Below are 22594 nucleotides of genomic sequence, written 5' to 3'. Positions count from 1 at the left end.
CATGGCGCTCGACCCAGCAGACTACACGGTAAAAGAACTCGAATCGGAACTCGAAGACGTCGCAGACGAAGGCGAACTACAGGAGATTCTCGACGCAGAGAAAGACGGCAAGGGACGGACGACGGCCGTCGCGGCCATCGAGGCGCGTCTCGACGCCGTCACCGGCGCAGACGAGGGCGAAGCGGCGGACGAAGACGTCCAGGAAGAACCCGAGGGAAGCGTCGAAAAACCCGCGGCGGCCAAGCAGGCGGTGGACGTCATGGGACTCGCAGACGACCTCCCCGAGGGCTTAGAGCACCCGACGGCGGACAAGAAACACGTCCGCGCACTCGTCGGCGGCACCTACCGCGACATGTGGGTGTACTGTGAGACGCAGGCCGGCGAACTCATCGACGTCTCGAAGGAGATGCTCGGGAAGGCCCGCGAGCTAATGGACCAGTACAACGAGGACTACGACGCAGACGAGCGCGTCGTGGGCGTCGTCATCGGCGACAACACGAGCGACCTCGCAGACGACGTCATCGCCTACGGTGCGGACGTGGCGGTGTACCACGAGGACGACCGCCTCGAACGCTTCCAGCACAAACCGTACACCGAAATCGTCTCCGACATGAGCCGGGCGGACGCAGACTGGCGCGACTACGACAAGCCCCGGTACTTCCTGTTCCCGGCGACGAACAACGGTCGTGACCTCTCGGCGCAGGTGCAGGCCGAACTCGACAGCGGCCTCGCGAGCGACTGTTCTGACCTCTACATCACGGACGAACTCATCTCGAATCCCGTGAAGACGGGTGAACCCGGTGTGAAAGTCGAGTTCGAGCGCGTGTTGCACATGAAACGCCCCGACTTCAGCGGGTTCGAGTACTCGACGATTCTCTGTCTCGACAATCCGAGCCGGGAGTTCCACCCGCAAGGAGCCTCGGTCATTCCCAGGAGTTTCCCGGTCCCCGAAGCAGACGACGACCGCGTGGGCCTCATCGTGGACCACGACCTCGACCTGCCCGACGACTGGTTCAAAGTGCACGTGACTGGTCACGAAGAACTCGACGAAGGCGTAGACCTGACTGGGCGCGAGGTCATCGTCGCGGTGGGGCGGGGAATTGGCAAGGACCCGACCAAGGGGCTCGAACTCGCGCTCGACCTCGTCAAACAGTTCGACGACGCGGACCTCGGCCTCTCGCGTGGCGTGGTGACGGCCTCATACAAGGTGGGCGGCCACGTCGAACAGTACGTCGCGGAGGAACGCCAGATTGGCGAGACGGGACAGGTGGTCGCGCCGCCACTCTACATCGCGGCGGGTATCTCCGGGGCGGTCCAGCACAAGGTCGGGATGGACGAGTCGGGTACGATTATCTCCATCAACACGGACCCAGACGCCCGAATTCGGGACTTCTCGGATTACTTCATCGAGGGAGACCTGTTCGAGGTGCTCCCGCAGTTGACACAGGCGCTCGAAAGCGGCGAATTGAATCTGAAAGCACTCGCTGACGGACGCGGTGACTCACAATGACGGAGTACGAACACTATGAAGCAGTCGTGGTCGGTGCCGGCCCCGGAGGTGCGGCGGCGGCCGCGGTACTCGCACGAAACGGTATCGAAACGCTCGTCCTCGAACGCGGCGTCGAGGCGGGGTCGAAGAACGTCTCGGGTGGCCTCCTCTACGCAGAGGAATCGGCCCCCTACACCATCGACGACCTCTTCCCCGACTTCCGCGAGGAGGCCTCAGAACGCCCGATTACGCAGTATCACCTGCACAATATCGCCGGCAAGAAGGTGAAATCCTTCGACATCACGGACCTCCACGAACACGACACCGCGTGGTCTGACGCCGTGCTGCGCCGGAAGATGGACTCGTGGCTCGCCGGACAGGTTCACGAGATTACTCGTGCGACCGGCGGTGGCCTCCTGACCGGCGTCCACGTCGATGGCTTGCTGCGGGAGAAAGGCGAAATCGTCGGCGTCACCTGTGACGAACTCGACCCCATCACGGCAGACATCGTCGTCGCCGCAGACGGGGTGAACTCAGAACTCGCCCGGCAGGCGGGTCTCATGGACTGGGAGGAACCAGATGAATGGTTCCAGGGAGTCAAAGCCGTCGCGGAGATGCCCGAAGACGTCATCGCAGAACGCTTCGACGTCGAAGAAGACGAGGGCGTCGCCCACCTGTTCTCCGGCAACCTGTTCGAGAACGTCCGGGGTGGTGGCTTCCTCTACACGAACCAGGAGTCGCTGTCCATCGGGACGGTGTTCCACTTAGACTCGCTCGTCGAAGAGCGCGCAGAGCCACACCAGTTGCTCGACAACCTGCTCACCCACCCGCTGCTCGCCAACTGGCTGGGCGACGACTACACGGAACTCGAGTACTCGGCGAAACTCGTCCCCGACTCGAAGAAAGTGGCCCACACGTCGCCGCACAAGGACAACCTCGTGCTCGTGGGCGACGCGGCAGGCCAGATGCAAGCACAGGGCCCCATCATCAAGGGGATGAACCACGCCGTCACCGCCGGGGCACTCGCCGCAGAGGCGTTCGCGGAAGCGAAAGCCCGCGGCGACACGGCCTCCGCCGGGGAACGCTACACCGAGAAACTCTACGACGAAGGCGTGATGAAGAAGCTCCGGCCGCGGGGCTACCAGGTGGTCCGTCGGGTTGGCGAGAACGACGCGGCAGAGGGCATCGTCGACGGCCTGCTCAAATCCACGATTGGCCGACTCGGCGTCCGTGCCCTGGGCGGGCGGTTAGAGCGCCTCTACTCCGAGCCACGGCTGTCGATGATGGTGCCGGATACCCAGACGCCGTACGTGACGCTGCCGACGGTCATCGCAGAGGAACTGGGAACGAGAATCAGCACCGAGAGCCACGTCGAACCACCGTCGCTGGCAGACCGCATCGGGAAACTCACCTACGACACGGACGTGGGCAACCCACATATCACGCTGCTCGACAACTCGCTCGAAGCGAGCGGCGCGGCGGTCACGGCGTGTCCGGTGAGCGCCCGGAACTTCGGTGGCGGGTGCTACCGCGAGGAGACCATCGCGTCGAACGGCTCGACGGAGCGGGTGGTGAGTCTCGACACCCAGCCGTGCGTCGAGTGTGGGACCTGTGCCATCGTCGCGGACACGAAGTGGGAACACCCACGGGGTGAGAAGGGCGTCGAGTTCGAGTGGGGCTAAGCGTGACCCACTCGCCGTACTGGGAGCGGATTTCGGCGCTGGCAGAGCGAGCGCGCGCAGACCGAGAGGCATCAACGCTTGTCCGGGGCGACCCGGACACAGAGCGGGCGATGGCGTACCTGCGTGAGGGGGCGGGACAGGCCGTCCTCGTGTACATCGAAGCACGCACTGGTGACGAGCAGGTGCGCTTTTCGGAGGTGGAGTTCTCGCTGCTCGAACGGGCGTTGAACGACTGGCTCGACTGCTACGCCCACTGTTACGGCGTCGAGTTGAACGCGGATTTCACGGTTCGCGAGATGGCGGAACTACTCATCAAGACCGACAACATCCACGACACGGCCCAGTTGTTGACTGGGGTGCCGAAACGACGACCAACCGTCACGAAAAACTATTAGGGTAGAGGGCGTGGTATCGCATGCCATGAAACTCTCTGACAAGCTAGAGTTCGGCCACGAGGACCGACGACTCATCTACGAGTACATCGAGAGCCACGGGGCCGTGACGCCGAAGGAGATAGAGCGGACGCTGCGGGTGGACCCCGGTGGACTCAAACACCACATCGCGATTCTGAAGCGCGACGGGCTCATCGAAGCGGCGGACGACAAACTGCTCGTCTCCATCGACGCTGGCACGGAGGAGGAGTTCACCGACGAGGGCGTCGAGTACTCGATTCGGCCCGCTCGCCAGGATGACCTCACCGGGCTTGTCGGAGCGATTCGCCAGGTGTCCCAGGAGAAGACGTACATCGTCGGCGAATCGGTGGCCGACGTCATCGACCACGAGGAGGTGCTCCTGCGACACAACGAACTGGAGTCACGCATGTTCTTCGTCGCCTGCGTCAACGGGGACGTGGTCGGCTGGGTCCACCTGAGCGCCCCCGAACTGGAGAAACTGAGTCACACCGCCGAGTTGACCGTGGGCGTCATCGACGAATATCGCGGCCACGGCATCGGGAGCCACCTGCTCCACCGTGGGCTCGAATGGGCCAAAGAAAACGGCTTCGAGAAGATCTACAACTCGGTTCCATCGACGAACACGGACGCCATCAAGTTCTTAGAGACCCACGACTGGGAAATCGAGGCGACGCGCGCGAAACACTACAAACTCGGCGCGGAGTACATCGACGAAGTGATGATGGCGGTCAGACTCTGACCACGACGTCGGGGAGTTTTTCGCGGCGACCAGCGACCGCAAACGTGCAGAAAACCGCCGGAGAGCGGAGTTCCCCGGCAAGTATTAACATGGTTTTAAGTGGCTTGCCGACATTCGGTCTGCCATGGCAATCGACCCACAGTTCCACGAAAACCGCGAGGTAGTGGACGAACACAACGGTCACGACGTGTGGGGACCGGTCGACGAACCGGAAACGCTCGGCATCCACGGCACCCACGTCGCCGTCGATTTCGACATCTGTATCGAGGACGGCGCGTGTCTCGAAGACTGTCCCGTAGACGTGTTCGAATGGGTAGACACCCCCGGCCACCCCGAAAGCGAGCGGAAAGCAGACCCGGCAAAAGAAGCTCAGTGTATCGACTGCATGCTCTGTGTAGACGTCTGCCCCGTCGATGCAATCGACGTGGACGCCGGCCGGCAGGCCGGTGGCGGCTGGTAAGGGCGAAAAACAGCGGCTATTTCGTATCGAGGTCGAGTCCGTCCGGCAGCGCGCCGAACGCGTGTGCGTCTGCGAGTTCGCGCATCCGCTCTCGCAGATGCTGTTCACAGAGGCCGACCTTCATGTGGTCTTTCTCCACAGCGAAGGCAGCCTCACGGTCGCAGTAGTGACAGCGCATACAGTGAACTACGTTCCTTGGGGAGTTTAAGCCTCCGACGCCGTCAATCGTTGACTGAATCGCTCGTACTCCGCGCCAGAAAGCGTCACCTCGCCGAGCACGTCGATGTGGGCGTCGCTCCCGCCGGTGACGAGCAGGTCGTAGGCGGACACCGCCTCCCAGAGACTGGCGTCGTCCACTGGTCGGGCGTAGGGGTAGTACGCCTCGATAGCGTCTAACTCGGCGGCCAGTTCGATGGCCTTCTCGGGATGTGGATACCGATACGGGTGTGCGAGGCTGACCACGGGACAGGCTTCGGAGAGCAGGCGGGCACCCTCTTCGAACGAGGGGATGGCCGCCCTGCGGACGAAACACGGCCCGTCGTCGCCGATGAGCTCGTCGAACGCGTCCTGATAGGCGTAGGGCGCGTCGCTTGCTTCGATGGCGCGGGCGATGTGCGGGCGTCCGATGCCCGGTTTGTACTCGATGTCGAGGGAGACAGAGAGCGTCGATTCGACGGCCGCGACCATCTCTCGTGCCCGTTCGAGCCGGTTCTGCTGGATGCGGTCGAGGGTGGTGGCGAGGGCGTCCGTCTCCCGAACGCCGTAGCCGAGCAGGTCGATGTCGAAGCCGCCGGTATCGACGCGCAACTCGATTCCTCTGATGAGGGTGAGACCGTCGTGAGTGGTCACGGGGGCGGGCAATCCCGGGTGGATGGTGTCGTGGTCGGTGATTGCCACCGCGTCGAGATCGGCACGGGCAGCCACTTGGGGGACGTCCGCGAGCGTCATCGTCCCATCAGACGCAGTCGTGTGTGCATGGAGGTCCGCGACCGACATGGTCTAGCCCACGTACTCGGGGTGGAAACGCCTTCGGGTGGTCCATGGCAATAATATGCCCTAAAAGACCATTAACAATCCATAGTCATACATGGAAAACAGTTATAATTATTCTTCATGCACAAGCGAGTATGAGATTGAACAACGGTGCAAGCGAACTAATCGAAGCCCACAATTACCCGGCCACGTCCGGCGAATTCGTCGAGCAGTACGGAGAGGAGGAGATTAAGCTGGCAAACGGTTCTGAGACCTTTGGCGAGGTCTTTGGGCTGTACGAGTCTGACGAAACCTTCACCGATGCAGAAGATGCAAAGCTTGCAGCGTTCCAAGCAGTGAGCCACAAGGGCGTTGGCCGGCGTTTCTACTCGGACCGCGAATCGTTCGATATCGCCGAAAAGAGCCCAGAGGCCGTCTCGTTTTAGGCCCACTCGATTGCACTATCCAGGTCGAGCGGCAATCCACCCTTCTTGTAGCCACGAAACGTGCCGTCGGGTCGTGCTCTGAACACGACGGCCGGTTCGTGGTGGACGTCCGGTTTTTCACCAGCGACTGCGTTCCACTCGTCGTCACGAAACGAGGTGCAATCGACGAACAGCACCGCGCCGTGGTGTTCGCTGAGTTGGCCCTCCGTCTTGGTCGCGGCGGTGTCGCGGACGGCCGCAGTCGGCGTGTTCGCCACGCGTTTGGTCGGCGGGCGGGGGCGCGTCACCTCGACAATGACGTCCGTCTCACCTTTTATCGCCCGGAAGTCGAGCGTGTGTCCGGTGTGAACGTCGATTTCGGGGACGAGTTCGTAGCCGGCGTCGATGAGGAGTCTCGCCGCGTTGAACTCGCCCATGGTCGCGTCCATGCGCGTCTTATCGAGGCGGGCGCTCGTGCCGAGTTTCGACGCCATCGTGTAGCGATACTGGTCGAGGAGGCCAGTGTCGAGGAGGTCCTCGTAGAACTGGATGGCCTCGTCTGGGTCGGCGTCGGGGAACCCTGAAGCGTGTTCGCGGAAGAACTTTCGAGTCGTCTCGCGGCCGTCTTTCGAGAAGAACACCGGGAGGAAAAACCAGGCGACGTGGTCGTAACTCGCGAGCCAGGGGTCTGTCTCTTTCAGGTCGGCGAGGAGTTCGCGCTGTGCCCACCGGGCGACAGGATACGGAACCTCGTCGAACGAGTACTTGTCCGTCCGCCAGAGCGCGCTCGGCGTCTGCGTGTTGCCGAGCCAGTAGGCCTCGTTGTCGTTCCAGCAAAAGAGCGCGAAATCACCGTTTTCCATCGTAAATCGGCGCGCTTCGAAGCCGGTAGGCGGTTTGAACCACGACCCGGACATGGTCGCGCCCATCGCCTCGTCGAGGTCCGAAAGCAGCTCCCGGCGCACCCGCTTTTCTGACCACGACTGGGGCGAGCGTCGGAAGCGAAGCGGCCCTGCCACGGTTGAGTAAAAGGGGCGGAGGTCTATACGGGTTACGAACGACTGACTGGTCAGAAAACGTGGCTATTTCAGCGAAAAGACAGGTACCGATACATTGATAATGAAAAACACGCAAGTATGGGTGTATTTCGCATGTCAATGGGTGCCTATGACGAACAGGAACACATGCGCCGCGAAGAGAAAACGAGTCGTGTCAACGCCGACAACGATGACGACACACGCCTTCAGTACGAAGGGAAGGTAGAGTACGACTCGGGAGACTCTGCAGAGGCGCTCTTAGAACAGTTCAAGAAGATGAAACAGCAGTAACAGTTCCTTTTCTTCGCAGCAGTAGCAGCGACGACCCAGTGACGACGACCATCGCCACGACGTGCGCGGCGAGCGTCGCGAGGAGCACCGGGTGGTCGAGGACGAACGGGACGAGCAGTGACTGGAGTAAGCCGAACCCGAGGGTGTCGCGATCGGCCAGCGAGAGCGCCCGTGCCTGTTCCGGCGGGAAGTCGTAGGTCCACGACCGCCAGAGCGCCGTGACGCTCGCCCACCACCCCGTCCCGATGCGGTAACAGAGGTCCCAGCAGACGAGTAGCATGAGGTAGACGGCGAGGATGGGCGGGTCGGGGCCGACCAACCGCGTGAGCAGTGGCTCCGGCCCGGTGTCGAAGGCGAACAGGTAGGTTACGAGCGCGACGAACGCGAGGACGGTGAGGACCACCTCGACGTTCGGCCCGAACAGGAGTCTGCGGTAGGTCCGCGGCGCGTTCGCCTCGCGAATTCGGGTGGCGATGGCGCTCATGCAGAGACTGCCGATGGTCGCCACGACGATGGCCGCAGTTCCGGCGGGGACGGCCGCCCAGAGGTCGTAGATAGCGGCCACCACGAGCAGGCCACCCTCGAAGAGCACGAACTGGACGAGCGCCGAGGCCCGTTGCGAGAGGTCGACGCCAGGTAGCGCCCCGACGATGCTTTCGTACACCCAGGCGTCACCATAGCGAGAAGCGGGCTTATCCATCGGCGACCTCGACGGCATCGACGCCGAGGGCTTTTTCGACGGCTTCGTCGAACGGAGTGAGTTCAACCGAGACGAGTTCTTCGATGCGATTGTCGGTGACGACGACGGTGTTTTTCATGCCGTGAATCAGGGGGTGGGCGACGCTCGCTGGCACGTCCGTCACGAAATCGAGCCAGTAGGCCGACAGGCGTGGGGTGAGAACGGGCACGCGAATGATGGTCAGGTCGTGACCCTGGAGCGCGGCCGTGTGTTCGAGCACTTCGCGGTAGGTGAGGACGTCTGGGCCACCGATTTCGTAGGTTTCACCCGCCGTTTCGGGGACTGAGAGGGCACCGACGAGGTACGCAATCACGTCCTCGATGGCGATGGGCTGGCACTTGGTGTCCACCCATTTTGGCGTGACCATCACCGGCAGACGGTCCGCGAGTTGGCGGACCATCTCGAAACTTGTACTCCCATCGCCAATGATGATAGCGGCGCGCAACGTCGTCAGGTCGTAGTCGCCCTCGCGAAGGATGCGCTCGACCTCCCGGCGCGACTTGAGGTGTTCTGAGAGGTTGTCTCGATCCTCTCCGAGTCCCCCGAGGTAGAACACCCGAGACACGCCTGCTCTGCTCGCGGCGCGTTCGAAATTGTGGGCTGCCCGTCGGTCACGTTCTCTGAAGTCCCCACTGGACCCCATCGAGTGGACCAGATAGTACGCAGCATCGATACCGTCGAGTGCCTCGTCTGCGCCCCACGGTTCGAGCAGGTCTCCTTCGAAGACAGAAACGCCTTCGAGGGCGTCGTAACGGGCTGCATCTCGGACGAGCACGCGAACCTCGTGGCCCGCCTCGAGAAGTGCCGGAACTAAAAGCCGACCGACGAACCCAGTCGCGCCCGTGACCAGAACTCTCATACAATAGTACAGTCGCGCAGTCAGCTTAATTATCTGCTGCCCAACCAGGGGTGTCGGGTGCGCCTCTGGCCAGTTCGACCGTCCTTGCGAGTCGTGACGCCGGCGCGGAGTCGCCCGGGTCGCCCGCCCGCTCGGTCCAGTCGTCGATGGCCCGTCCGGTCCATGAATCGGCCGCGAGAACCTGTTCACGGGCTGTTTCGTACTTCCCGTCGTTCACGACGGTCGTCCCCGCACTGGACGCGGCGGCCACCGCGAGCAGTTCGGCGCGGTCTTCGTCGGTCGGTTCGCGGGCGGCCAGCCGCGAGACGACCCCTTCGAGACGGGCCGGTTCGGGGTGGACGAACACCTTCTCGCCGATGGCGTGGCGGCCGAACAGCGGTTTCGCCTCGGTTGGCGTCCGGTCTATCAGGCGCTCACCGCCGAACGTCGATTCGACGCGCTCACATTCGGTTTCTACATCGAGGGCGAGGTTGTAGCCGGGGTACACCGAACACTCCTCGGGATAGAGGTCGCTGTCGTGGATGCGACACTGCAGCGTCTCGGGGTCTAAGAATACGCACGTCGAGAGCCACGTCGCCTCGGTGTCGAACGGACCGACCGGTTTCGGCGGCTTGCGAAGGCCGACGAAAAATGCGGGGCCGCCATCGATTGCGGCGAGGTCGATGCCGTCTATCGTCACCCTAGAGTCGGCGGCGTTCGCGTCCTGAAACAGGCGCGGGACGAGCGCGTCGCCGTAGCCAGCGTCGATGAAGCGGCGGACTTCGTCGCGGCGGAGCGGGACCAGATTGTACACGTCGTCGAGCGGTTGGCGCGGGCCGCGGCGCTCGTGGTCGAGGGCGACCGGAGAGATGGCACGCCAGTCGATACAACAGCCGGCGCAGCCTTCGCAGTTCACGCGCATGGAGTGGCCCACGCTACCGTGGGGCAAAAAGGGTTGGGCGAAGCGAGGGTGTCAGCGGAGGTCGATGCGGTTCACTTCGTCCCACGTGGTCTCGTCGAGGACGACGATTTCCGACTGGCCAATGACGTAGAGGTGGTCACCGATGTAGACGGCGCGCTGTGGGGTGTCGATTTTCACCGACGTCACGATTTCGAGGCCGTCGTCGTAGGCGACGATGTGGCCCTTCTCCGCTCCGGGGAGGAAGAACACGCCGTGTTTCTCGTCGAGGAGGAAGGCGTGGTGACTCTGCTGGATGGCCGACCAGCGGTCGTCGAGTTTCAGGTCGTCTTCGATGGTCGGGTCGGTCGGGTCGGACACGTCGAACATGACCGCCTTCACCGAGCCGTTGTCCTGCCCGATGCCGAGGACGCGGTCTTCACCGATGGGGTGGAGGTACGACGAGAAGCCCGGGAGCTTCAGTTCGCCTTCGAGCGTCGGGTTCTGTGGGTCGGAGAGGTCTAACACGTGGAACGGGTCGATTTGGCGGAACGTGACGACGTAGCCGCGGTCACCGTCGAAGCGGACGCCGAAGATGCGCTCGTTCTTGCCCATGTCCTCGACCGAACCCGTGACCGAGAGCGACTCGTCTAAGACGTACACGTCGTTCACCGGTTCGGTGGAGGCTCCGAGGAACCACGGCGACCAGATGGTCGTCGCGATGCGGAGGTGGCCCTCGTGTTCGTCCATCGAGAACTGGTTGAACGGCGTGCCGGGCACTGCGCCCGTCGCCGTCACGTCGAAGCCGTCTTCGATACCGACTTTCACGATGCTCGTGGTGACGAAGTCGCGCTTGTGTTTCTCGACGTAGTTCTCGGCGCGGTCTTGAAGCCGCTCAGAGACGCGTTCGCGCTCTGCGGGCGACAGGGTGGCGTACCACTGCTGGAGGATAGCCTGCACCTCGACGGTGCGCGCCTGCTCTGAGAGATCGTACGTCTGGAGGCGCTCTAATCGCTCGACCGTGCGCTGATCGAGCAGGTCACGAGCGTCCGTGAGCAGGAAGTCGAGCATGAGGTCGCCCTGGCTCGGGTACTCGGAGTACGTGAGGTAGATGCCGGTTTCTGACATCGTGACGACGGAGGCGTACCCACCGACGAACGAGAGGCTGTCAGAGACCTCGCCGGAGTCGGGTTCGAGCGCCAGCGCGGTGTAGGTCAGCGAAGAGGGCATCGGTTCGGAGGGGTGGAGGATGTCTGTACACCGCACCGAGACGCCCGCGAGCGGTTCGATTGGGCATGGTTCACCGTAGTTGATGTTCTGCTGGACGACGAGGTACACCGTGCCGTTCATCAGGCGAGCGGTGTGAATGTAGCCGTCTACGGCTTTCTCCCAGGATTTCTCGGGGTTGTCCGGGTCGGACACGTCGTAGGCGGTGACGCGGTCGCCACCGAGGACGAGCAGCGTGTCGTTCGCGAGGAGGAGTTCGCCGGAGGCGTCAATCTTCGAGACGACGTCAGCCTTCTCGGGTGGCAGGGCGCTCACGACGCTCGTCTGTGGCTTGTAGCGAGCGTCGTCTTCGGCGCGTTCGTAATAGTAGTAGTAGTACTGGCCCTGACTGACGAAGAGGTGGGTGCCATCGGTCTTCACGAGGTCCGGTTCGTCGATGCCCTGAATCTGGACGTTGGTGCCGGAGACGCGGTCAGGTTCGCCGGATTGCCCGCCGTCGTTTCCGCCCTCACTGGTCCGGGTAGGTGCGCCGTCGGGACTCGCACCTTCCTGGACTGCGACATCCACACCGCCGTCCGCGCCGCCGAAGCCGAATCCACCGTAGCTACTCTTGGCTCTCCCGGCTTCGAGGTACTGCTGGAAGGCTTCCGCAGAGTCGAAGCGTTCGAGTGCGGTGGGTTCTGGTGTTGAGTTCGGGTCCGTGCCCGGGCGATCGTCGAGTGCTGGAAGCATCGCGCCGACGAGGACGCCCGTCGTGGTCAGTACGACGAGGGTCAACGTCACGATGCGAAATGGCGTCAGTCGAACCATGGCGGTCTCACGAGCGAAGTGCTCGATTAACAGAAGGATACAGACTCAAATAGCGATTCCCTAACATCAAATACCTGTTTGAGTTATCGGGCCGTCGGCTCGTTTTGGGGTGTAACTGTCGTCTCGTACGATGGTTCGGTCGACAGCGAGACCCAATCAGTAAGGGAGTCATTGCTATACCCCTGCGGGGAGTCATACCGGTATGGCACGACGGGCGTGTGACGCGTGTGGTCGCAAGGTAAAGATAGCCGGCGGCATCGGCGACCTTTGGTCGTTCGACTACGGTCCCTCGGACGGGATGACGCTGGAGTACGAAGACGGCCGCGAGTATTTCCTCTGTTTCGAATGTATCGAGCAACTGCCGGCGGCCGCCACTGCCGAGGACGTAGAGGCACTCTGAGGTGGTGAATCCGGTGGTATTTTGGCCGCGCGGACAGGGTTCTCTAACGTGAATACGGAGCGCATTCTCGACGAATTTCCGGCCCCCTCGTTTCGCGGTGCCCAGAAGCAGGCGCTCCTCGACATCAAGAACGCCTACGACGCCGGCAACGACGTGGTGCTCGTCCGCGCGCCGACCGGGAGTGGGAAATCGTTACTCGCCCGCGCCATCGCCGGGTGTGCGAAAAAGCCCGGGGAGGGCGACCCGACGCGGCCGATGGGCGCGTACTACACCACGCCGCAGGTGTCACAGTTAGACGACGTGGCGGACGACGAACTCCTCGAAGACCTCCAGATTATTCGCGGAAAGCGCAACTACTCCTGTATCCTGCCGGGCGAATCGACCACGCCCGTCAATCAGGCCCCCTGCGCCCGTGAGAAGGGCTTCGACTGCAACGTCAAACACAGGTGTCCGTACTTCTCCGACCGGGCCATCGCAGCCAACCGCTCGATTGCGGCGATGACTCTCGCGTACTTCATGCAGACCGCCGGAACCGAAGCGTTCGGCCAACGCGACGTGGTGGTCATCGACGAGGCGCACGGCCTCGCCGAGTGGGCAGAGATGTACGCGACCATAGACATCCAGCCACACACCGTGCCCGTCTGGGAGCAGCTGAACGTCCCCGAAATCGACGGCCTCGACCGCGCCGTCTCGTTCGCCGACGGCGTCAAGGACATCTGCACCCGGCGCAAGGACGAGCTCCTGCGGAAGGTCGAACTCTCGCCCGCGGAAGTCGCAGAGCGCGACCGCCTCCAGAAACTAATCGCTGACCTGAAGTGGTTCGTCGAGGACTACCGGAACCCGGAGAGTCCGACAACGTGGGTCGTCGACCAGCCAGACGGCGAGGGAACCGGCGTCACGGTCAAACCGATGAATCCAGAACGCTACCTGCGTCACACCGTCTGGGACCGGGGAACGAAGTTCGCGCTTCTCTCGGCGACGATTCTCAACCGCGAGGCGTTCTGTCGGCAGGTCGGTCTCGACCCGAAGAAAGTCGCCCTCGTGGACGTTCCTCACACCTTCCCCCTCGAAAATCGCCCGCTCTACGACGTGACCCAGGGAAAGATGACCTACGAGCACCGCAAGCAGACGCTTCCGAAAATCGCTCGCCTCATCGTCCAGTTGATGCAAAAGCATCCCGACGAGAAGGGAATTATCCACGCCCACTCCTACGCGATTCAGGCGGAATTAGAGCGGATGCTCGGCGAATTCGGCGTCGCCGGACGCGTGCAGGCCCACTCACGGGAGAACCGGGATGCGGACTTAGAAAGCTGGAAGGCGACCGACGACCCCGACGTGTTCCTCTCGGTCAAGATGGAGGAAGCCCTCGACCTGAAAGGCGATCTCGCCCGCTGGCAGGTCATCTGCAAAGCGCCCTACCTGAACACGTCGGACTCGCGGGTGGCCCGCCGCCTCGAAGACGGACAGTGGGCGTGGTACCACCGCGCCGCGCTGCGCACCGTGATTCAGGGCTGTGGCCGCGTCGTTCGAGCACCGGACGACTACGGCGCGACCTATCTGGCGGATTCGAGCCTCCTCGACCTGTTCGAACGGGCAGAACCCGACATGCCCCCGTGGTTCAAAGAGCAGGTGGACGCGATGACCGTCCCGGACCTGCCCGACTTCGACGGAAAGGCCGCGGCGGGCGAGAAGTTCGGCAGTCCTTCGAAAACGTCCCGGCGAGCCCCAACGCGCAACTCGACGCGCTCGTCAGGGGGTCGTTCGTCGTCAGGTTCGTCCTCGTCCTCGTCCACCGCCGCGAGCAGTGACGGCTCCCGACGCAAGGGGAATCCCAAGAATAAGTCGTTCGAGGACCATCCACTTTCCGACATCTGGAGCGAGTAGTCAGTCGATTTTCGCGTCCACGACGACGTGCCAGACGCCCTCGCTGTGGCTCTTTACCTTGCGTCTGTCGAGTATCTCGACCGCCCGGTCAGCCCGGGCTGCGGCCGCGGTAAGACGGTCGATTGGTCGGTCCCAGAGCAGGGTTTCGGGCGTCGTCTCGTGTATGTGGAGGACGCCGCCGGGTTCAAGCGCGGCGAGTGCGGCGTCAAGATACTCGTGTGCCTCGTAATAGCCCATCACGACGCGGTCTGCAGAAATCTCGACGTCCCGGCAGTCGGCGAGGATGGCGTCTACCCGGTCGGTCACGTCGTTCAATTGGGCGTTCTCCGCGAGGAATTTGAAGGACGTGGGGTTGATTTCGGTCGCCGTGACGTGTGCGCCAGCACGGGCCATCGGGAGCGTGAAGTAACCGATGCCCGCGAACATGTCGAAGACGCGCTCGTCGGGTTCGACGACCTCGCCCATGCGGACGCGCTCCGCCTGATTTCCGGGCGAGAACATCACCTGTGAGAGGTCGACGGCGTACTTCGTTCCGTGTTCGGTGTGGACGGTTTCGGTGTCGCCGCTGCCCGCGATGACGGTGCCGGTGGGTTCTCTGCGTGCGCCAGAAATCCCGCCGCGGGAGACGACGGTCTCCGCCTCGCCGTGCAGCGAGAGTAGCGCCTCGCCAACTTCTTTGGGGCGAGGGCAGTCGTCTGGGAGTTTGACGAGCACGACAGACCCGACGACGGCCCACGAGGTGGGCGCGGAGTCGAGTTCCGCTTCGGTCCAGCCCTCGGCGGCGAGCACGTCTTCGAGTGTGCGAGTGCGCCGTTGTGGGTCGGTCTGGCGAATCACGTCGAAGACGGCGGTTTCGCTGGGCGGGGCGAGAATCGGGAGTTCGACGTGTCCCTCGTCGTGGGTGACGACTTTGCGCGAATCGTCGTAGACGCCTTCTGCGGTGAGTGAGGCGATGGCAGCCTCGGCATCGGCTTTCGCGACGACGGCAGCGAGGTCACGCATCGTCGGGGAGGATGTGGAGGCCGGCGCGACTCTTCAGGACAGAAACCATCGTCGCATCGGGGTCGAGGTACGAGGGCCGCGAGATGGTCTTCGACTCGAAGGTCTCTGGGTCTAACACCTGCACCGCGTGTTCGTCTTCGACGGTGACGAGGGTGGTCTCCTCAGCGTCGTCCACCGAGCCGATTTTCTTCGCGCTCGCGGCCTCCTCGTCGCCGAACGGGGCTTCGAACGGGTCGCCCGTGGTGAGACGGATGCCCTTCAGGTTGCCCTGGACGCTCTTTACGAGGACGGGGCCGCCGTCGTCCTGGGGGTCGATGATGTCGCCGGGGGTGAACGGCGGCAGGCGGACCGCGAAGGTGACGCGGTAGACGCCGTTGCCGTCCTCGTCTTCGGTGACGAGCGTCTCCGAGTCGGAGTAACTGCCGCCGAACTCGTTTACGACGCGGCGGGCGATTTTCATCCCGATTTTGTTGGTCGAGACCTTGACGTTGAGGCCGTCCGGGCCGCGTTTGGTCTCGGTGATGAAGGCGTCGCGGTCGCCGGTATCCTGCATACTGGCGACGACTTCGTTCGCGATTTCTTCGGCGCGATTCATCTCCTCTGCGGTCGGCGTGCGGTCGCGGGCGCGAATCTGGACGGTACTCGCGTAGTAACTGCCCGCGATTTTCCCGCAGCGAGAGCACGTCTGGCGCGAGATTTTCACGGGCACCATCACTTCTTCCTCGATTGGCGTGTCGCGGATGACACCTGTGAAGTAACAGTGCATGTGGATGGTGTTCTGGTCTACCTGTTCGGGTTCGACCGCCCAGTCTACGTCCGCCACGTCCACGTGGACCTGGAGGTTGCGAGAGACTTCTTCGATGGCGATGTCGGTGTAGTCCTCTGCGCCCACGTCGACCCACCTGCTCTTGCGGTAGAGCGCGCCACAGTGGGCGCAAACGAGCACCTCGATGCGGTCGGGGGCAGAGACGAACTCGAAGTTCTCGAAGTAACAGTCGTCACAGAGCTTCGCGTCCGGGTCCACTGGCTCACCCGGGCGTGGCTCTTCGGGGAGGTCCATCGGGTCCCCACAGCGTGGACAGAAGGCGCGCGAATCGGTCATTGTACTCTGTAGGCAGTTCACGCGGTAAAAACGCCGCGTCCCGCGGCCCGAACCGTGCGAGAACGTAACAGGGAAGCTTTAGTTCGCGAATCACTTACGAGAGAGCATGAATTGGAAGCCAGACTGGGGCCTGCGCGGGCGCATGGCTCTGACCATGTTCCTGCTCTTTGCCCTCTACATCGTCTTTATCGGGGTCCTCACGCTCTACTTCGAGAGCCTCGTGATTACCGTCGCGTTCATGGGGATCTTCATGTTCGCCCAGTTCTTCTTCAGCGACAAACTCGCCCTCTATTCGATGGGCGCGAAAGTCGTAGACGAAGACGAATACCCCGAGTTGCACGCCACGATTGGCCGCCTCGCCCAGCAGGCGGACCTGCCGAAGCCGAAGGTCGCCGTCGCGAACTCCCGCGTTCCGAACGCTTTCGCGACCGGGCGCTCCCAGAAGAACTCCGCCGTGGCAGTCACCACGGGCATCATGCAGACGCTGGACCAGGACGAATTAGAGGGCGTTCTCGCACACGAACTCGCGCACATCAAGAACCGCGACGTGATGGTCATGACCATCGCCTCGTTCCTCTCGACGATTGCCTTCCTCATCGTTCGCTGGGGCTGGCTGTTCGGCGGCGGCGGGCGCAACCGCGAGGGCGGCGCACCTGTCATCGTGGCCATCTTCGTCTCGCTCATCGTCTGGGTGGTGTCGTTCCTGCTCATTCGCGCCCTCTCGCGCTATCGCGAATACTCCGCAGACCGCGGCGGGGCCATCATCACGGGCAAGCCCTCCGCGCTCGCCTCGGCGCTGATGAAGATTTCGAGCGGGATGGAGCGCGTTCCGAAAGAGGACCTGCGCGAGCAGGCCGAGATGAACGCGTTCTTCATCATCCCCATCAAGAGCGGCTTCATCGGGCGCATCGCGAGCACGCACCCACCGATGGAAAAGCGCATCCAGAAGCTCCGCGAGATGGAGCGGGAGATGGAACTCGCATAGATGGGCTTACTCGATAGTCTCAGAGAAGCCCTCGGCATGCGCGCCGAGGCGGACTCCATGCGCGATGCGGACCCAGACGACCTGTTCGGGATGAGCACCGCCTACCTGACGATGGAGGCGGACCTCGGCTTCGAACCCTCGGCTGAAGCCGCCCTCTGTTTCGCGGGCGTGGACAACACCGATTTCGCCGACACAGTGCGCGAGGTAGACGACATCCTCCACGCCGGCAAAGAAGAGACGGGCACCGAAATGTCGTTCCAGAAAGACGGTCACGGCTACGAGTGGGTCGTGCTCGAAGACGACGACCCCGAGGACCTCGTGACGAGCATCCACTTCGCCGCGGACACGTTCGTCGAACGCGGCTACGGGTCGCGCCTGCTCGCCGCGCTGTTCGGCTTTGAGAAGGACGGCCAGATGGCCTACTGGGTGTACTCGTTCCGCCGGGGGGCGTACTACCCCTTCGCCCCGAAAGGGAACAAAGAGCACAACACGAGCGTCGAGTTCAAACTCGAGAGCGTCCTAGACGGCGAACTCGAACTCGAAGCGGACAAGGCCTACTGGTACCCCCTCTGGCCGAGCAGTGCGGGCCGCCACCCCTGGGACTAGGCGCTCGTTTTCACACAAATAGGTTCGTGCCCACGTCACAAACGGCCGTTCGGCATCCCGCATTTTCACTTTCACCCTCCTGTTAACGAGGCTTTATACCCGAGGCGGAAAAAGAACGGAGTATGGCAAAAGACGTCGACCTCGAGAGTCTCCCTGGTGTCGGTCCGGCAACCGCAGACAAGCTTATCGAAGCCGGCTTCGACACGTTCCAGTCGATTGCAGTCGCCAGCCCTGGCGAACTGTCGAACACCGCAGACATCGGTGAATCCACCGCCGCAGACATCATCAACGCCGCCCGCAAAACGGCTGACATCGGCGGCTTCGAGACAGGCTCCGCAGTGCTCGAACGACGACAGAAAATCGGCAAGCTCAGCTGGCTCGTCCCGGACGTAGACGACCTGCTCGGCGGCGGCGTCGAAACCCAGTCCATCACCGAAGTGTACGGTGAGTTCGGGGCCGGGAAGTCTCAGATTACCCATCAGCTTTCGGTGAACGTCCAGCTCCCCCGCGAGTTCGGCGGGCTCGAAGGCAGCGCCATCTTCATCGACTCCGAGGACACCTTCCGGCCAGAGCGTATCGACGACATGGTCCGTGGCTTAGACGACGAGATTATTCAGGCCGCGATGGAGCGCCGCGAAATCGAGGGCAGCCCTGGCGACGACGAAGCCATGGAACTGCTCGTCCAGGACTTCTTAGACCACATCCACGTCGCGAAGGCGTTCAACTCGAACCACCAGATTCTGCTCGCCCAGAAGGCAAAGGAAATCGCAGGCGACACACAGGACACCGAGTGGCCCGTCCGCCTGCTCTGTGTGGACTCGCTGACCGCCCACTTCCGCGCCGAGTACGTGGGCCGTGGCCAACTCGCCCAGCGCCAGCAGAAACTCAACAAACATCTCCACGACCTGATGCGCGTCGGCGACCTCAACAACACCGCCGTCGTCGTCACGAACCAGGTGTCCTCGAATCCCGACTCGTTCTTCGGCGACCCGACCCAGCCAATCGGTGGGAACATCCTCGGACACACCTCGACGTTCCGGATGTACCTGCGCAAATCGAAGGGCAGCAAGCGTATCGTCCGCCTCGTGGACGCGCCGAACCTGCCGGACGGTGAGGCAGTCATGCGTGTCGAGGGCGAAGGCCTGAAGCCGGAATAAGCGGTTTCGATTCTCTCTTCATTTTCTCGTTCGCGTCGCTACACCGTGAGCGATTGGTAAAAAGCGAGAGTGACCGGGTACTATTCTTCGGTGACGGTCTTATCGAGGTCTTTCTCGCCGAAGTAGATTTCCGCGCCGTCCTGGGCGACTTTCTCTGCGAGGACGGCACACTTGATGCGCATCGGGCTGATGTCGACGCCGAGCATGTCGACCATGTCGTCGCGGTCCATCGCTTGGAGTTCCTCGATCGTCATCCCAGGAAGTTTCTGCGAGAGCAGACTGGCGCTCGCCTGGCTGATGGCACAGCCGTCGCCGGTGAAGGCGACGCGGACGATTGTCTCCTCGTCCTCGTCCAGGACGACGTCCATACTAATCTCGTCACCGCACAGCGGATTCTCGCCGACGTGTGAGAACGTCGCATTCTCCAGATGCCCGTAATTTCGCGGGTTCTTGTAGTGGTCGAGAATCTGCTGTCGGTACATATCCGAACCCAGTCCCATACTGTCCACGATATGAGAGTGCGACCTAAAAGGATTCCGCAGCCGGGATTTTCGCGAAATAGAATAGTCAGAAAAAATGAATGGAAATTTCTCAATAACCGGTAGTGTGGGAAATAAAGTCCGAAAGGCTGAATATCCATATATCAAGAATGAGTAATTAGCAGTACATTTATTATGGATGGCGTAGATTATTAAATTGATACCAGGGATTCCGAGTTCTTGGAATGAGGTATCAACTGAGGGGAAGGGTAGGGGAGAACCGCAGCAAACTGCTGAGTCGTCAGTACCGGTCGCAAAGCCGGCGCGTGGGGGCGCGACGACGACTCGGCGCAACGAGCCACGTGGCTCGTAAGGGGGTCCACAGGGGAGGGACGAACCGAGACTTCGTCGGGGGGCGAAATCTCAGCATAAACGAGTCCTTGGGGGAGGACTGAGGGGTTTATTGGGGGGAGTACCGGTGACGGATTTTTCGAATGCGTTTCACTGTCGAGCGGACGTCAGACGCTCGCGAAGATTTCGCGGGCAGCGTCGACGGCGTCGACGAGCGCATCGACCTCTTCTCGTGTGTTGTAGAGATAGAACGACGCCCGAGCGGACGCGGAGATGCCGAGGCGGTCGTGGAGCGGTTGCGTACAGTGGTCGCCCGCACGGATGGCCACGCCGTAGTCGTTGACGATGCTCGAAAGGTCGTGGGCGTGGAGGTCGTCGAGGGTGAACGAGACGAGCCCAGAGCGGTCTTCGCCCAGGCCCGGCCCGTAGGTCGTCACGTCGTCGAACTCGTTGAGGCGTTCGAGCGCGTACTGGGCGAGCTGGTGCTCGTGGGCCTGAATCTTCTCCAGACCAATCTCGTCTAGGTAGTCACACGCCTCGGCGAAGGCGATGCCTTCTGCGATGAGCGGCGTGCCGGCCTCGTACTTCCACGGCAGGTCGTTCCACGAGGAGTCCTCGTAGGTGACCTTCCGAATCATCTCGCCGCCGTAGAGGAACGGCTCCATGTTCTCGAGAATCTCCTTCCGCCCGTAGAGGCCGCCAATGCCGGTTGGTCCGCACATCTTGTGACCGGAAAAGGCGTAGAAATCCACGTCCAGAGCTTTGACGTCCACCGGTCGGTTCGGCACTGCCTGGGCCCCGTCACCGAAGATGTAGGCGTCGTGGTCGTGGGCGAGAGCAGCGAGGTCGCGAATCGGGTTGACCGTGCCGAGCGTGTTCGAGATGTGGACCGCGCTGACCATCTGCGTGTCGTCGTCGATGAGTTCCGCCGCGTGGTCCATGTCGAGTTTCCCGTCGTCCGTGATACGGATGTAGCGCACCTCCGCACCCGTCCGCTTGGCGATTTGCTGCCAGGTAACCAGCGAGGCGTGGTGTTCCATCTCCGTGAGGACGACGTTGTCGCCTTCACCGAGTTCGTTCAGGCCCCACGCGTAGGCGACGAGGTTGATGCTCTCGGTCGTGTTCTTCGTGAAAATCATCTCCTCGCGGCCGGCTGCGCCGACGAACTCGGCGACTCTGTCGTGTGCCTCTTCGTAAGCGATAGACGCCTCCTGGCTCAGATGGTGGATGCCCCGGTGGACGTTCGCGTTGTAGCCCCGATAGTAGTCCCCGAAGATGTCGATGACGCGATTTGGCGTCTGACTTGTGGCCGCATTGTCGAGGTACACCAGTGGCGTGTCGTCGCCGACGGTCCGCGAAAGGATTGGGAAATCCTCCCGGAGACGGGCGACGTCGAGTGGTGCTGACTCTTGGGTTCCCATTACTCGACGTAAGGAGATGGAGACAGAACTTTCCTTCGGTCGCCGACCGATTTGGCCGAAAACCGGAGCCTGCGCTTACGTGTCGGGCAGTACGTCGCGGTTCAGCGTGACACCGAGTCCAGGGCCCTCCGGCGGGGTGACGGTTCCCTCGTCCGCGGTGAACGTCTCCTCCAGCATGAAACTCCACGATTCGGGCGTCCACGGCGGTTCGAGCGGGAATTCGCACCACGGACTGCCCACGGCGGCCATCACGTGGAGGTTCGCGGCGAACCCGATGGCGTTCGTCCACGTGTGCGGAACGACCGAAACGCCCTGCTGGGCGGCCGATTGGGCAAGAGAAACCGTCTCCCCCATACCGAGGGCGAGCATGGAATCGGGCTGGAGGACGTCGAGCGCCTCCGCACGCAGGAACTCGCGAACGTGGTGAGGGCCGTTGTTGAACTCTCCGCCCGCGATGGGCACGTCCGTCTGCTCGCGCAGGCGAGCGTAGCCCCGGTAGTCGTGGCGCGGAAGTGGCTCTTCGAGCCACGCGATATTGCCGATATCCTCGAGTTCGCGACACACCTCACGGGCGTCGGCGAGTGACCACTGCTTTTCTTCGTCCATCACCCGGACGCTCCAACCCTTGTTCGCGTCCACCATCAGCGTCAGGTCGGGGAACGCTTCTCTGACTTCGCGGACGATTTCGAGGTCGGCTGTCGACTGGACGCGGAGTTTCACCGCCTCGAACCCCTCGGCGACGCGCTGTTCCACGTACTCGATGCGGTCTGGGGCGGACTGGACCTCGCCCGTGGAGGCGTACGCTGGAATCGCCCGGGACTCGGCCCCGAACAGTTCGTACACCGGCTTTCCCGCGTCCTTGCCGATGATGTCCCAGAGGGCAGTCTCGATGTGCCACGGGCGCGGGCCGACGAGGTCGATGCTCGCGAGTTTCCGCCGGATGCCTGCGACGTTGTGTGGGTCCTCGCCGAGCAAGAACAGCGAGAGGGCGTTCTCGTAGTCGATGCCGCCGGCGAAACTCGGACTCGCGGTGATGCCGGAGATGCCCGCGTCGGTTTCGATTTCGAAAATCTCGGCCTCGTGTGTTCCCTGCGGGTAGCCGGGAATCCACGTCGGGTAGAACGCCCCGTCCAGATGGTGTTCGACGTGATACTGGGAGACACCAGTTATCTGCATGACAGGTGGCG

General features: G+C 62.6%; 24 protein-coding genes. 12 read left to right on the top strand and 12 right to left on the bottom strand.

What is annotated here, in order from left to right:
- Position 1: 1 nt before the first annotated feature.
- The 5 genes from P0648_RS02290 to P0648_RS02270 all read left to right on the top strand — a co-directional run bounded on the left by P0648_RS02290 (position 2) and on the right by P0648_RS02270 (position 4783).
- Complete coding sequence (locus P0648_RS02290) at positions 2 to 1510, top strand: electron transfer flavoprotein subunit alpha/FixB family protein (RefSeq protein ID WP_277505067.1); 1509 nt, start codon at positions 2 to 4, stop codon at positions 1508 to 1510.
- The gene (locus P0648_RS02285; RefSeq protein WP_276274657.1) at positions 1507 to 3171 is read left to right on the top strand and encodes an FAD-dependent monooxygenase; all 1665 of its coding nucleotides are present in this window, start codon (positions 1507 to 1509) and stop codon (positions 3169 to 3171) included. Before P0648_RS02290 ends, P0648_RS02285 begins: the two co-directional genes overlap by 4 nt.
- 2 nt (positions 3172 to 3173) lie before the next feature.
- Positions 3174 to 3566 (top strand): hypothetical protein, encoded by a 393-nt coding sequence (locus tag P0648_RS02280; RefSeq protein ID WP_369685666.1) that lies wholly within the window; start codon positions 3174 to 3176, stop codon positions 3564 to 3566.
- Positions 3567 to 3591: 25 nt separating this feature from the next.
- Positions 3592 to 4323 carry a helix-turn-helix domain-containing GNAT family N-acetyltransferase gene (locus P0648_RS02275; RefSeq protein WP_276245864.1) on the top strand — a complete coding sequence of 244 codons (732 nt, stop codon included), beginning with the start codon at positions 3592 to 3594 and terminating at the stop codon, positions 4321 to 4323.
- 124 nt (positions 4324 to 4447) lie between these two features.
- Positions 4448 to 4783 (top strand): ferredoxin family protein, encoded by a 336-nt coding sequence (locus P0648_RS02270; protein WP_276245865.1) that lies wholly within the window; start codon positions 4448 to 4450, stop codon positions 4781 to 4783.
- 16 nt (positions 4784 to 4799) lie between these two features.
- Here P0648_RS02270 and P0648_RS02265 read toward each other — a convergent pair whose 3' ends face one another.
- Entirely contained in the window at positions 4800 to 4961 is a 162-nt protein-coding gene (locus P0648_RS02265) for a DUF6757 family protein (RefSeq protein ID WP_276245866.1), read from the bottom strand.
- A 26-nt stretch (positions 4962 to 4987) separates the two neighbouring features.
- Positions 4988 to 5779 carry a PHP domain-containing protein gene (locus P0648_RS02260; RefSeq protein WP_277505062.1) on the bottom strand — a complete coding sequence of 264 codons (792 nt, stop codon included), beginning with the start codon at positions 5777 to 5779 and terminating at the stop codon, positions 4988 to 4990.
- Between the two features lie 131 nt (positions 5780 to 5910).
- On the opposite strand from P0648_RS02260, the gene P0648_RS02255 reads away from it, so the two are divergent.
- Complete coding sequence (locus P0648_RS02255) at positions 5911 to 6201, top strand: DUF2795 domain-containing protein (protein WP_276245868.1); 291 nt, start codon at positions 5911 to 5913, stop codon at positions 6199 to 6201.
- Here the strand turns inward: P0648_RS02255 and P0648_RS02250 are convergent.
- Complete coding sequence (locus P0648_RS02250) at positions 6198 to 7199, bottom strand: DUF5784 family protein (RefSeq protein WP_276245869.1); 1002 nt, start codon at positions 7197 to 7199, stop codon at positions 6198 to 6200. The genes P0648_RS02255 and P0648_RS02250 overlap by 4 nt on opposite strands.
- 132 nt (positions 7200 to 7331) lie before the next feature.
- Between P0648_RS02250 and P0648_RS02245 the strand changes: the two genes are divergently transcribed.
- Entirely contained in the window at positions 7332 to 7508 is a 177-nt protein-coding gene (locus P0648_RS02245; protein ID WP_276245870.1) for a DUF5786 family protein, read from the top strand.
- Here P0648_RS02245 and P0648_RS02240 read toward each other — a convergent pair.
- The 4 genes from P0648_RS02240 to P0648_RS02225 are packed head-to-tail and all read right to left on the bottom strand — an operon-like array spanning position 7486 to position 12020.
- The gene (locus P0648_RS02240) at positions 7486 to 8208 is read right to left on the bottom strand and encodes a hypothetical protein (protein WP_276245871.1); all 723 of its coding nucleotides are present in this window, start codon (positions 8206 to 8208) and stop codon (positions 7486 to 7488) included. The two genes, P0648_RS02245 and P0648_RS02240, sit on opposite strands and share 23 nt — an antisense overlap.
- On the bottom strand, positions 8201 to 9106 hold the full coding sequence (locus tag P0648_RS02235; RefSeq protein WP_276245872.1) for an NAD(P)H-binding protein: 906 nt from the start codon (positions 9104 to 9106) through the stop codon (positions 8201 to 8203). Before P0648_RS02235 ends, P0648_RS02240 begins: the two co-directional genes overlap by 8 nt.
- 25 nt (positions 9107 to 9131) lie before the next feature.
- A complete protein-coding gene (locus tag P0648_RS02230; protein WP_276245873.1) occupies positions 9132 to 10007 on the bottom strand; it encodes a YkgJ family cysteine cluster protein in 876 nt (291 codons plus the stop codon).
- Positions 10008 to 10058: 51 nt separating this feature from the next.
- Positions 10059 to 12020 carry a beta-propeller domain-containing protein gene (locus tag P0648_RS02225; RefSeq protein WP_276245874.1) on the bottom strand — a complete coding sequence of 654 codons (1962 nt, stop codon included), beginning with the start codon at positions 12018 to 12020 and terminating at the stop codon, positions 10059 to 10061.
- Between the two features lie 202 nt (positions 12021 to 12222).
- Here P0648_RS02225 and P0648_RS02220 point away from each other — a divergent pair, with 202 nt between their 5' ends.
- Both P0648_RS02220 and P0648_RS02215 read left to right on the top strand, forming a co-directional pair.
- Positions 12223 to 12420: a hypothetical protein gene (locus P0648_RS02220; RefSeq protein WP_276245875.1), complete on the top strand. Its 198-nt coding sequence runs from the start codon at positions 12223 to 12225 to the stop codon at positions 12418 to 12420.
- Positions 12421 to 12468: 48 nt separating this feature from the next.
- Positions 12469 to 14304 (top strand): ATP-dependent DNA helicase, encoded by a 1836-nt coding sequence (locus P0648_RS02215; RefSeq protein WP_276245876.1) that lies wholly within the window; start codon positions 12469 to 12471, stop codon positions 14302 to 14304.
- On the opposite strand, the gene P0648_RS02210 is transcribed toward P0648_RS02215, so the two are convergent.
- Positions 14305 to 15306 carry a class I SAM-dependent methyltransferase family protein gene (locus P0648_RS02210; RefSeq protein WP_276245877.1) on the bottom strand — a complete coding sequence of 334 codons (1002 nt, stop codon included), beginning with the start codon at positions 15304 to 15306 and terminating at the stop codon, positions 14305 to 14307.
- Positions 15299 to 16408, bottom strand: a complete 1110-nt coding sequence (locus P0648_RS02205) for a 60S ribosomal export protein NMD3 (RefSeq protein WP_277505051.1) — start codon at positions 16406 to 16408, stop codon at positions 15299 to 15301. Before P0648_RS02205 ends, P0648_RS02210 begins: the two co-directional genes overlap by 8 nt.
- A gap of 106 nt (positions 16409 to 16514) precedes the next feature.
- Here P0648_RS02205 and htpX point away from each other — a divergent pair, with 106 nt between their 5' ends.
- The 3 genes from htpX (at position 16515) to radA (ending at position 19156) form a co-directional block, all read left to right on the top strand.
- The gene (gene htpX, locus P0648_RS02200; RefSeq protein WP_276245879.1) at positions 16515 to 17393 is read left to right on the top strand and encodes a zinc metalloprotease HtpX; all 879 of its coding nucleotides are present in this window, start codon (positions 16515 to 16517) and stop codon (positions 17391 to 17393) included.
- Positions 17394 to 17999, top strand: a complete 606-nt coding sequence (locus tag P0648_RS02195) for a hypothetical protein (RefSeq protein WP_276245880.1) — start codon at positions 17394 to 17396, stop codon at positions 17997 to 17999. It begins immediately after the preceding gene.
- Between the two features lie 122 nt (positions 18000 to 18121).
- Complete coding sequence (gene radA / locus P0648_RS02190) at positions 18122 to 19156, top strand: DNA repair and recombination protein RadA (protein WP_276245881.1); 1035 nt, start codon at positions 18122 to 18124, stop codon at positions 19154 to 19156.
- Positions 19157 to 19236: 80 nt separating this feature from the next.
- Here radA and P0648_RS02185 read toward each other — a convergent pair whose 3' ends face one another.
- From P0648_RS02185 to P0648_RS02175, 3 genes are all read right to left on the bottom strand, one after another.
- Positions 19237 to 19656 (bottom strand): iron-sulfur cluster assembly scaffold protein, encoded by a 420-nt coding sequence (locus P0648_RS02185; RefSeq protein ID WP_276245882.1) that lies wholly within the window; start codon positions 19654 to 19656, stop codon positions 19237 to 19239.
- Between the two features lie 497 nt (positions 19657 to 20153).
- Positions 20154 to 21407 carry an aminotransferase class V-fold PLP-dependent enzyme gene (locus tag P0648_RS02180; RefSeq protein ID WP_276245883.1) on the bottom strand — a complete coding sequence of 418 codons (1254 nt, stop codon included), beginning with the start codon at positions 21405 to 21407 and terminating at the stop codon, positions 20154 to 20156.
- 75 nt (positions 21408 to 21482) lie between these two features.
- Entirely contained in the window at positions 21483 to 22583 is a 1101-nt protein-coding gene (locus P0648_RS02175; RefSeq protein ID WP_277505041.1) for a mandelate racemase/muconate lactonizing enzyme family protein, read from the bottom strand.
- Between the last annotated feature and the right edge of the window lie 11 nt (positions 22584 to 22594).

Origin of the sequence: Haladaptatus sp. DYSN1 (genome assembly GCF_029489995.1) — an archaeon.
Lineage (GTDB): Archaea > Halobacteriota > Halobacteria > Halobacteriales > Halococcaceae > QDMS2.
The sequence above is the reverse complement of the archived record's forward strand: the minus strand, read 5'-3'. Positions and strand labels throughout refer to the sequence as shown.

Bases quoted from the DNA above. Each gene is read 5' to 3' on its own strand.
- P0648_RS02175 (WP_277505041.1), bottom strand. From the start codon at position 22,583: ATGCAGATAACTGGTGTCTCCCAGTATCACGTCGAACACCATCTGGAC.
- P0648_RS02265 (WP_276245866.1), bottom strand. From the start codon at position 4,961: ATGCGCTGTCACTACTGCGACCGTGAGGCTGCCTTCGCTGTGGAGAAA.
- P0648_RS02240 (WP_276245871.1), bottom strand. From the start codon at position 8,208: ATGGATAAGCCCGCTTCTCGCTATGGTGACGCCTGGGTGTACGAAAGC.
- P0648_RS02270 (WP_276245865.1), top strand. From the start codon at position 4,448: ATGGCAATCGACCCACAGTTCCACGAAAACCGCGAGGTAGTGGACGAA.
- P0648_RS02290 (WP_277505067.1), top strand. From the start codon at position 2: ATGGCGCTCGACCCAGCAGACTACACGGTAAAAGAACTCGAATCGGAA.
- P0648_RS02180 (WP_276245883.1), bottom strand. From the start codon at position 21,407: ATGGGAACCCAAGAGTCAGCACCACTCGACGTCGCCCGTCTCCGGGAG.
- P0648_RS02230 (WP_276245873.1), bottom strand. From the start codon at position 10,007: ATGCGCGTGAACTGCGAAGGCTGCGCCGGCTGTTGTATCGACTGGCGT.
- P0648_RS02260 (WP_277505062.1), bottom strand. From the start codon at position 5,779: ATGTCGGTCGCGGACCTCCATGCACACACGACTGCGTCTGATGGGACG.
- P0648_RS02220 (WP_276245875.1), top strand. From the start codon at position 12,223: ATGGCACGACGGGCGTGTGACGCGTGTGGTCGCAAGGTAAAGATAGCC.
- P0648_RS02255 (WP_276245868.1), top strand. From the start codon at position 5,911: ATGAGATTGAACAACGGTGCAAGCGAACTAATCGAAGCCCACAATTAC.
- P0648_RS02195 (WP_276245880.1), top strand. From the start codon at position 17,394: ATGGGCTTACTCGATAGTCTCAGAGAAGCCCTCGGCATGCGCGCCGAG.
- P0648_RS02245 (WP_276245870.1), top strand. From the start codon at position 7,332: ATGTCAATGGGTGCCTATGACGAACAGGAACACATGCGCCGCGAAGAG.
- P0648_RS02185 (WP_276245882.1), bottom strand. From the start codon at position 19,656: ATGGGACTGGGTTCGGATATGTACCGACAGCAGATTCTCGACCACTAC.
- P0648_RS02235 (WP_276245872.1), bottom strand. From the start codon at position 9,106: ATGAGAGTTCTGGTCACGGGCGCGACTGGGTTCGTCGGTCGGCTTTTA.
- P0648_RS02205 (WP_277505051.1), bottom strand. From the start codon at position 16,408: ATGACCGATTCGCGCGCCTTCTGTCCACGCTGTGGGGACCCGATGGAC.
- P0648_RS02225 (WP_276245874.1), bottom strand. From the start codon at position 12,020: ATGGTTCGACTGACGCCATTTCGCATCGTGACGTTGACCCTCGTCGTA.
- P0648_RS02210 (WP_276245877.1), bottom strand. From the start codon at position 15,306: ATGCGTGACCTCGCTGCCGTCGTCGCGAAAGCCGATGCCGAGGCTGCC.
- htpX (WP_276245879.1), top strand. From the start codon at position 16,515: ATGAATTGGAAGCCAGACTGGGGCCTGCGCGGGCGCATGGCTCTGACC.
- P0648_RS02275 (WP_276245864.1), top strand. From the start codon at position 3,592: ATGAAACTCTCTGACAAGCTAGAGTTCGGCCACGAGGACCGACGACTC.
- radA (WP_276245881.1), top strand. From the start codon at position 18,122: ATGGCAAAAGACGTCGACCTCGAGAGTCTCCCTGGTGTCGGTCCGGCA.
- P0648_RS02285 (WP_276274657.1), top strand. From the start codon at position 1,507: ATGACGGAGTACGAACACTATGAAGCAGTCGTGGTCGGTGCCGGCCCC.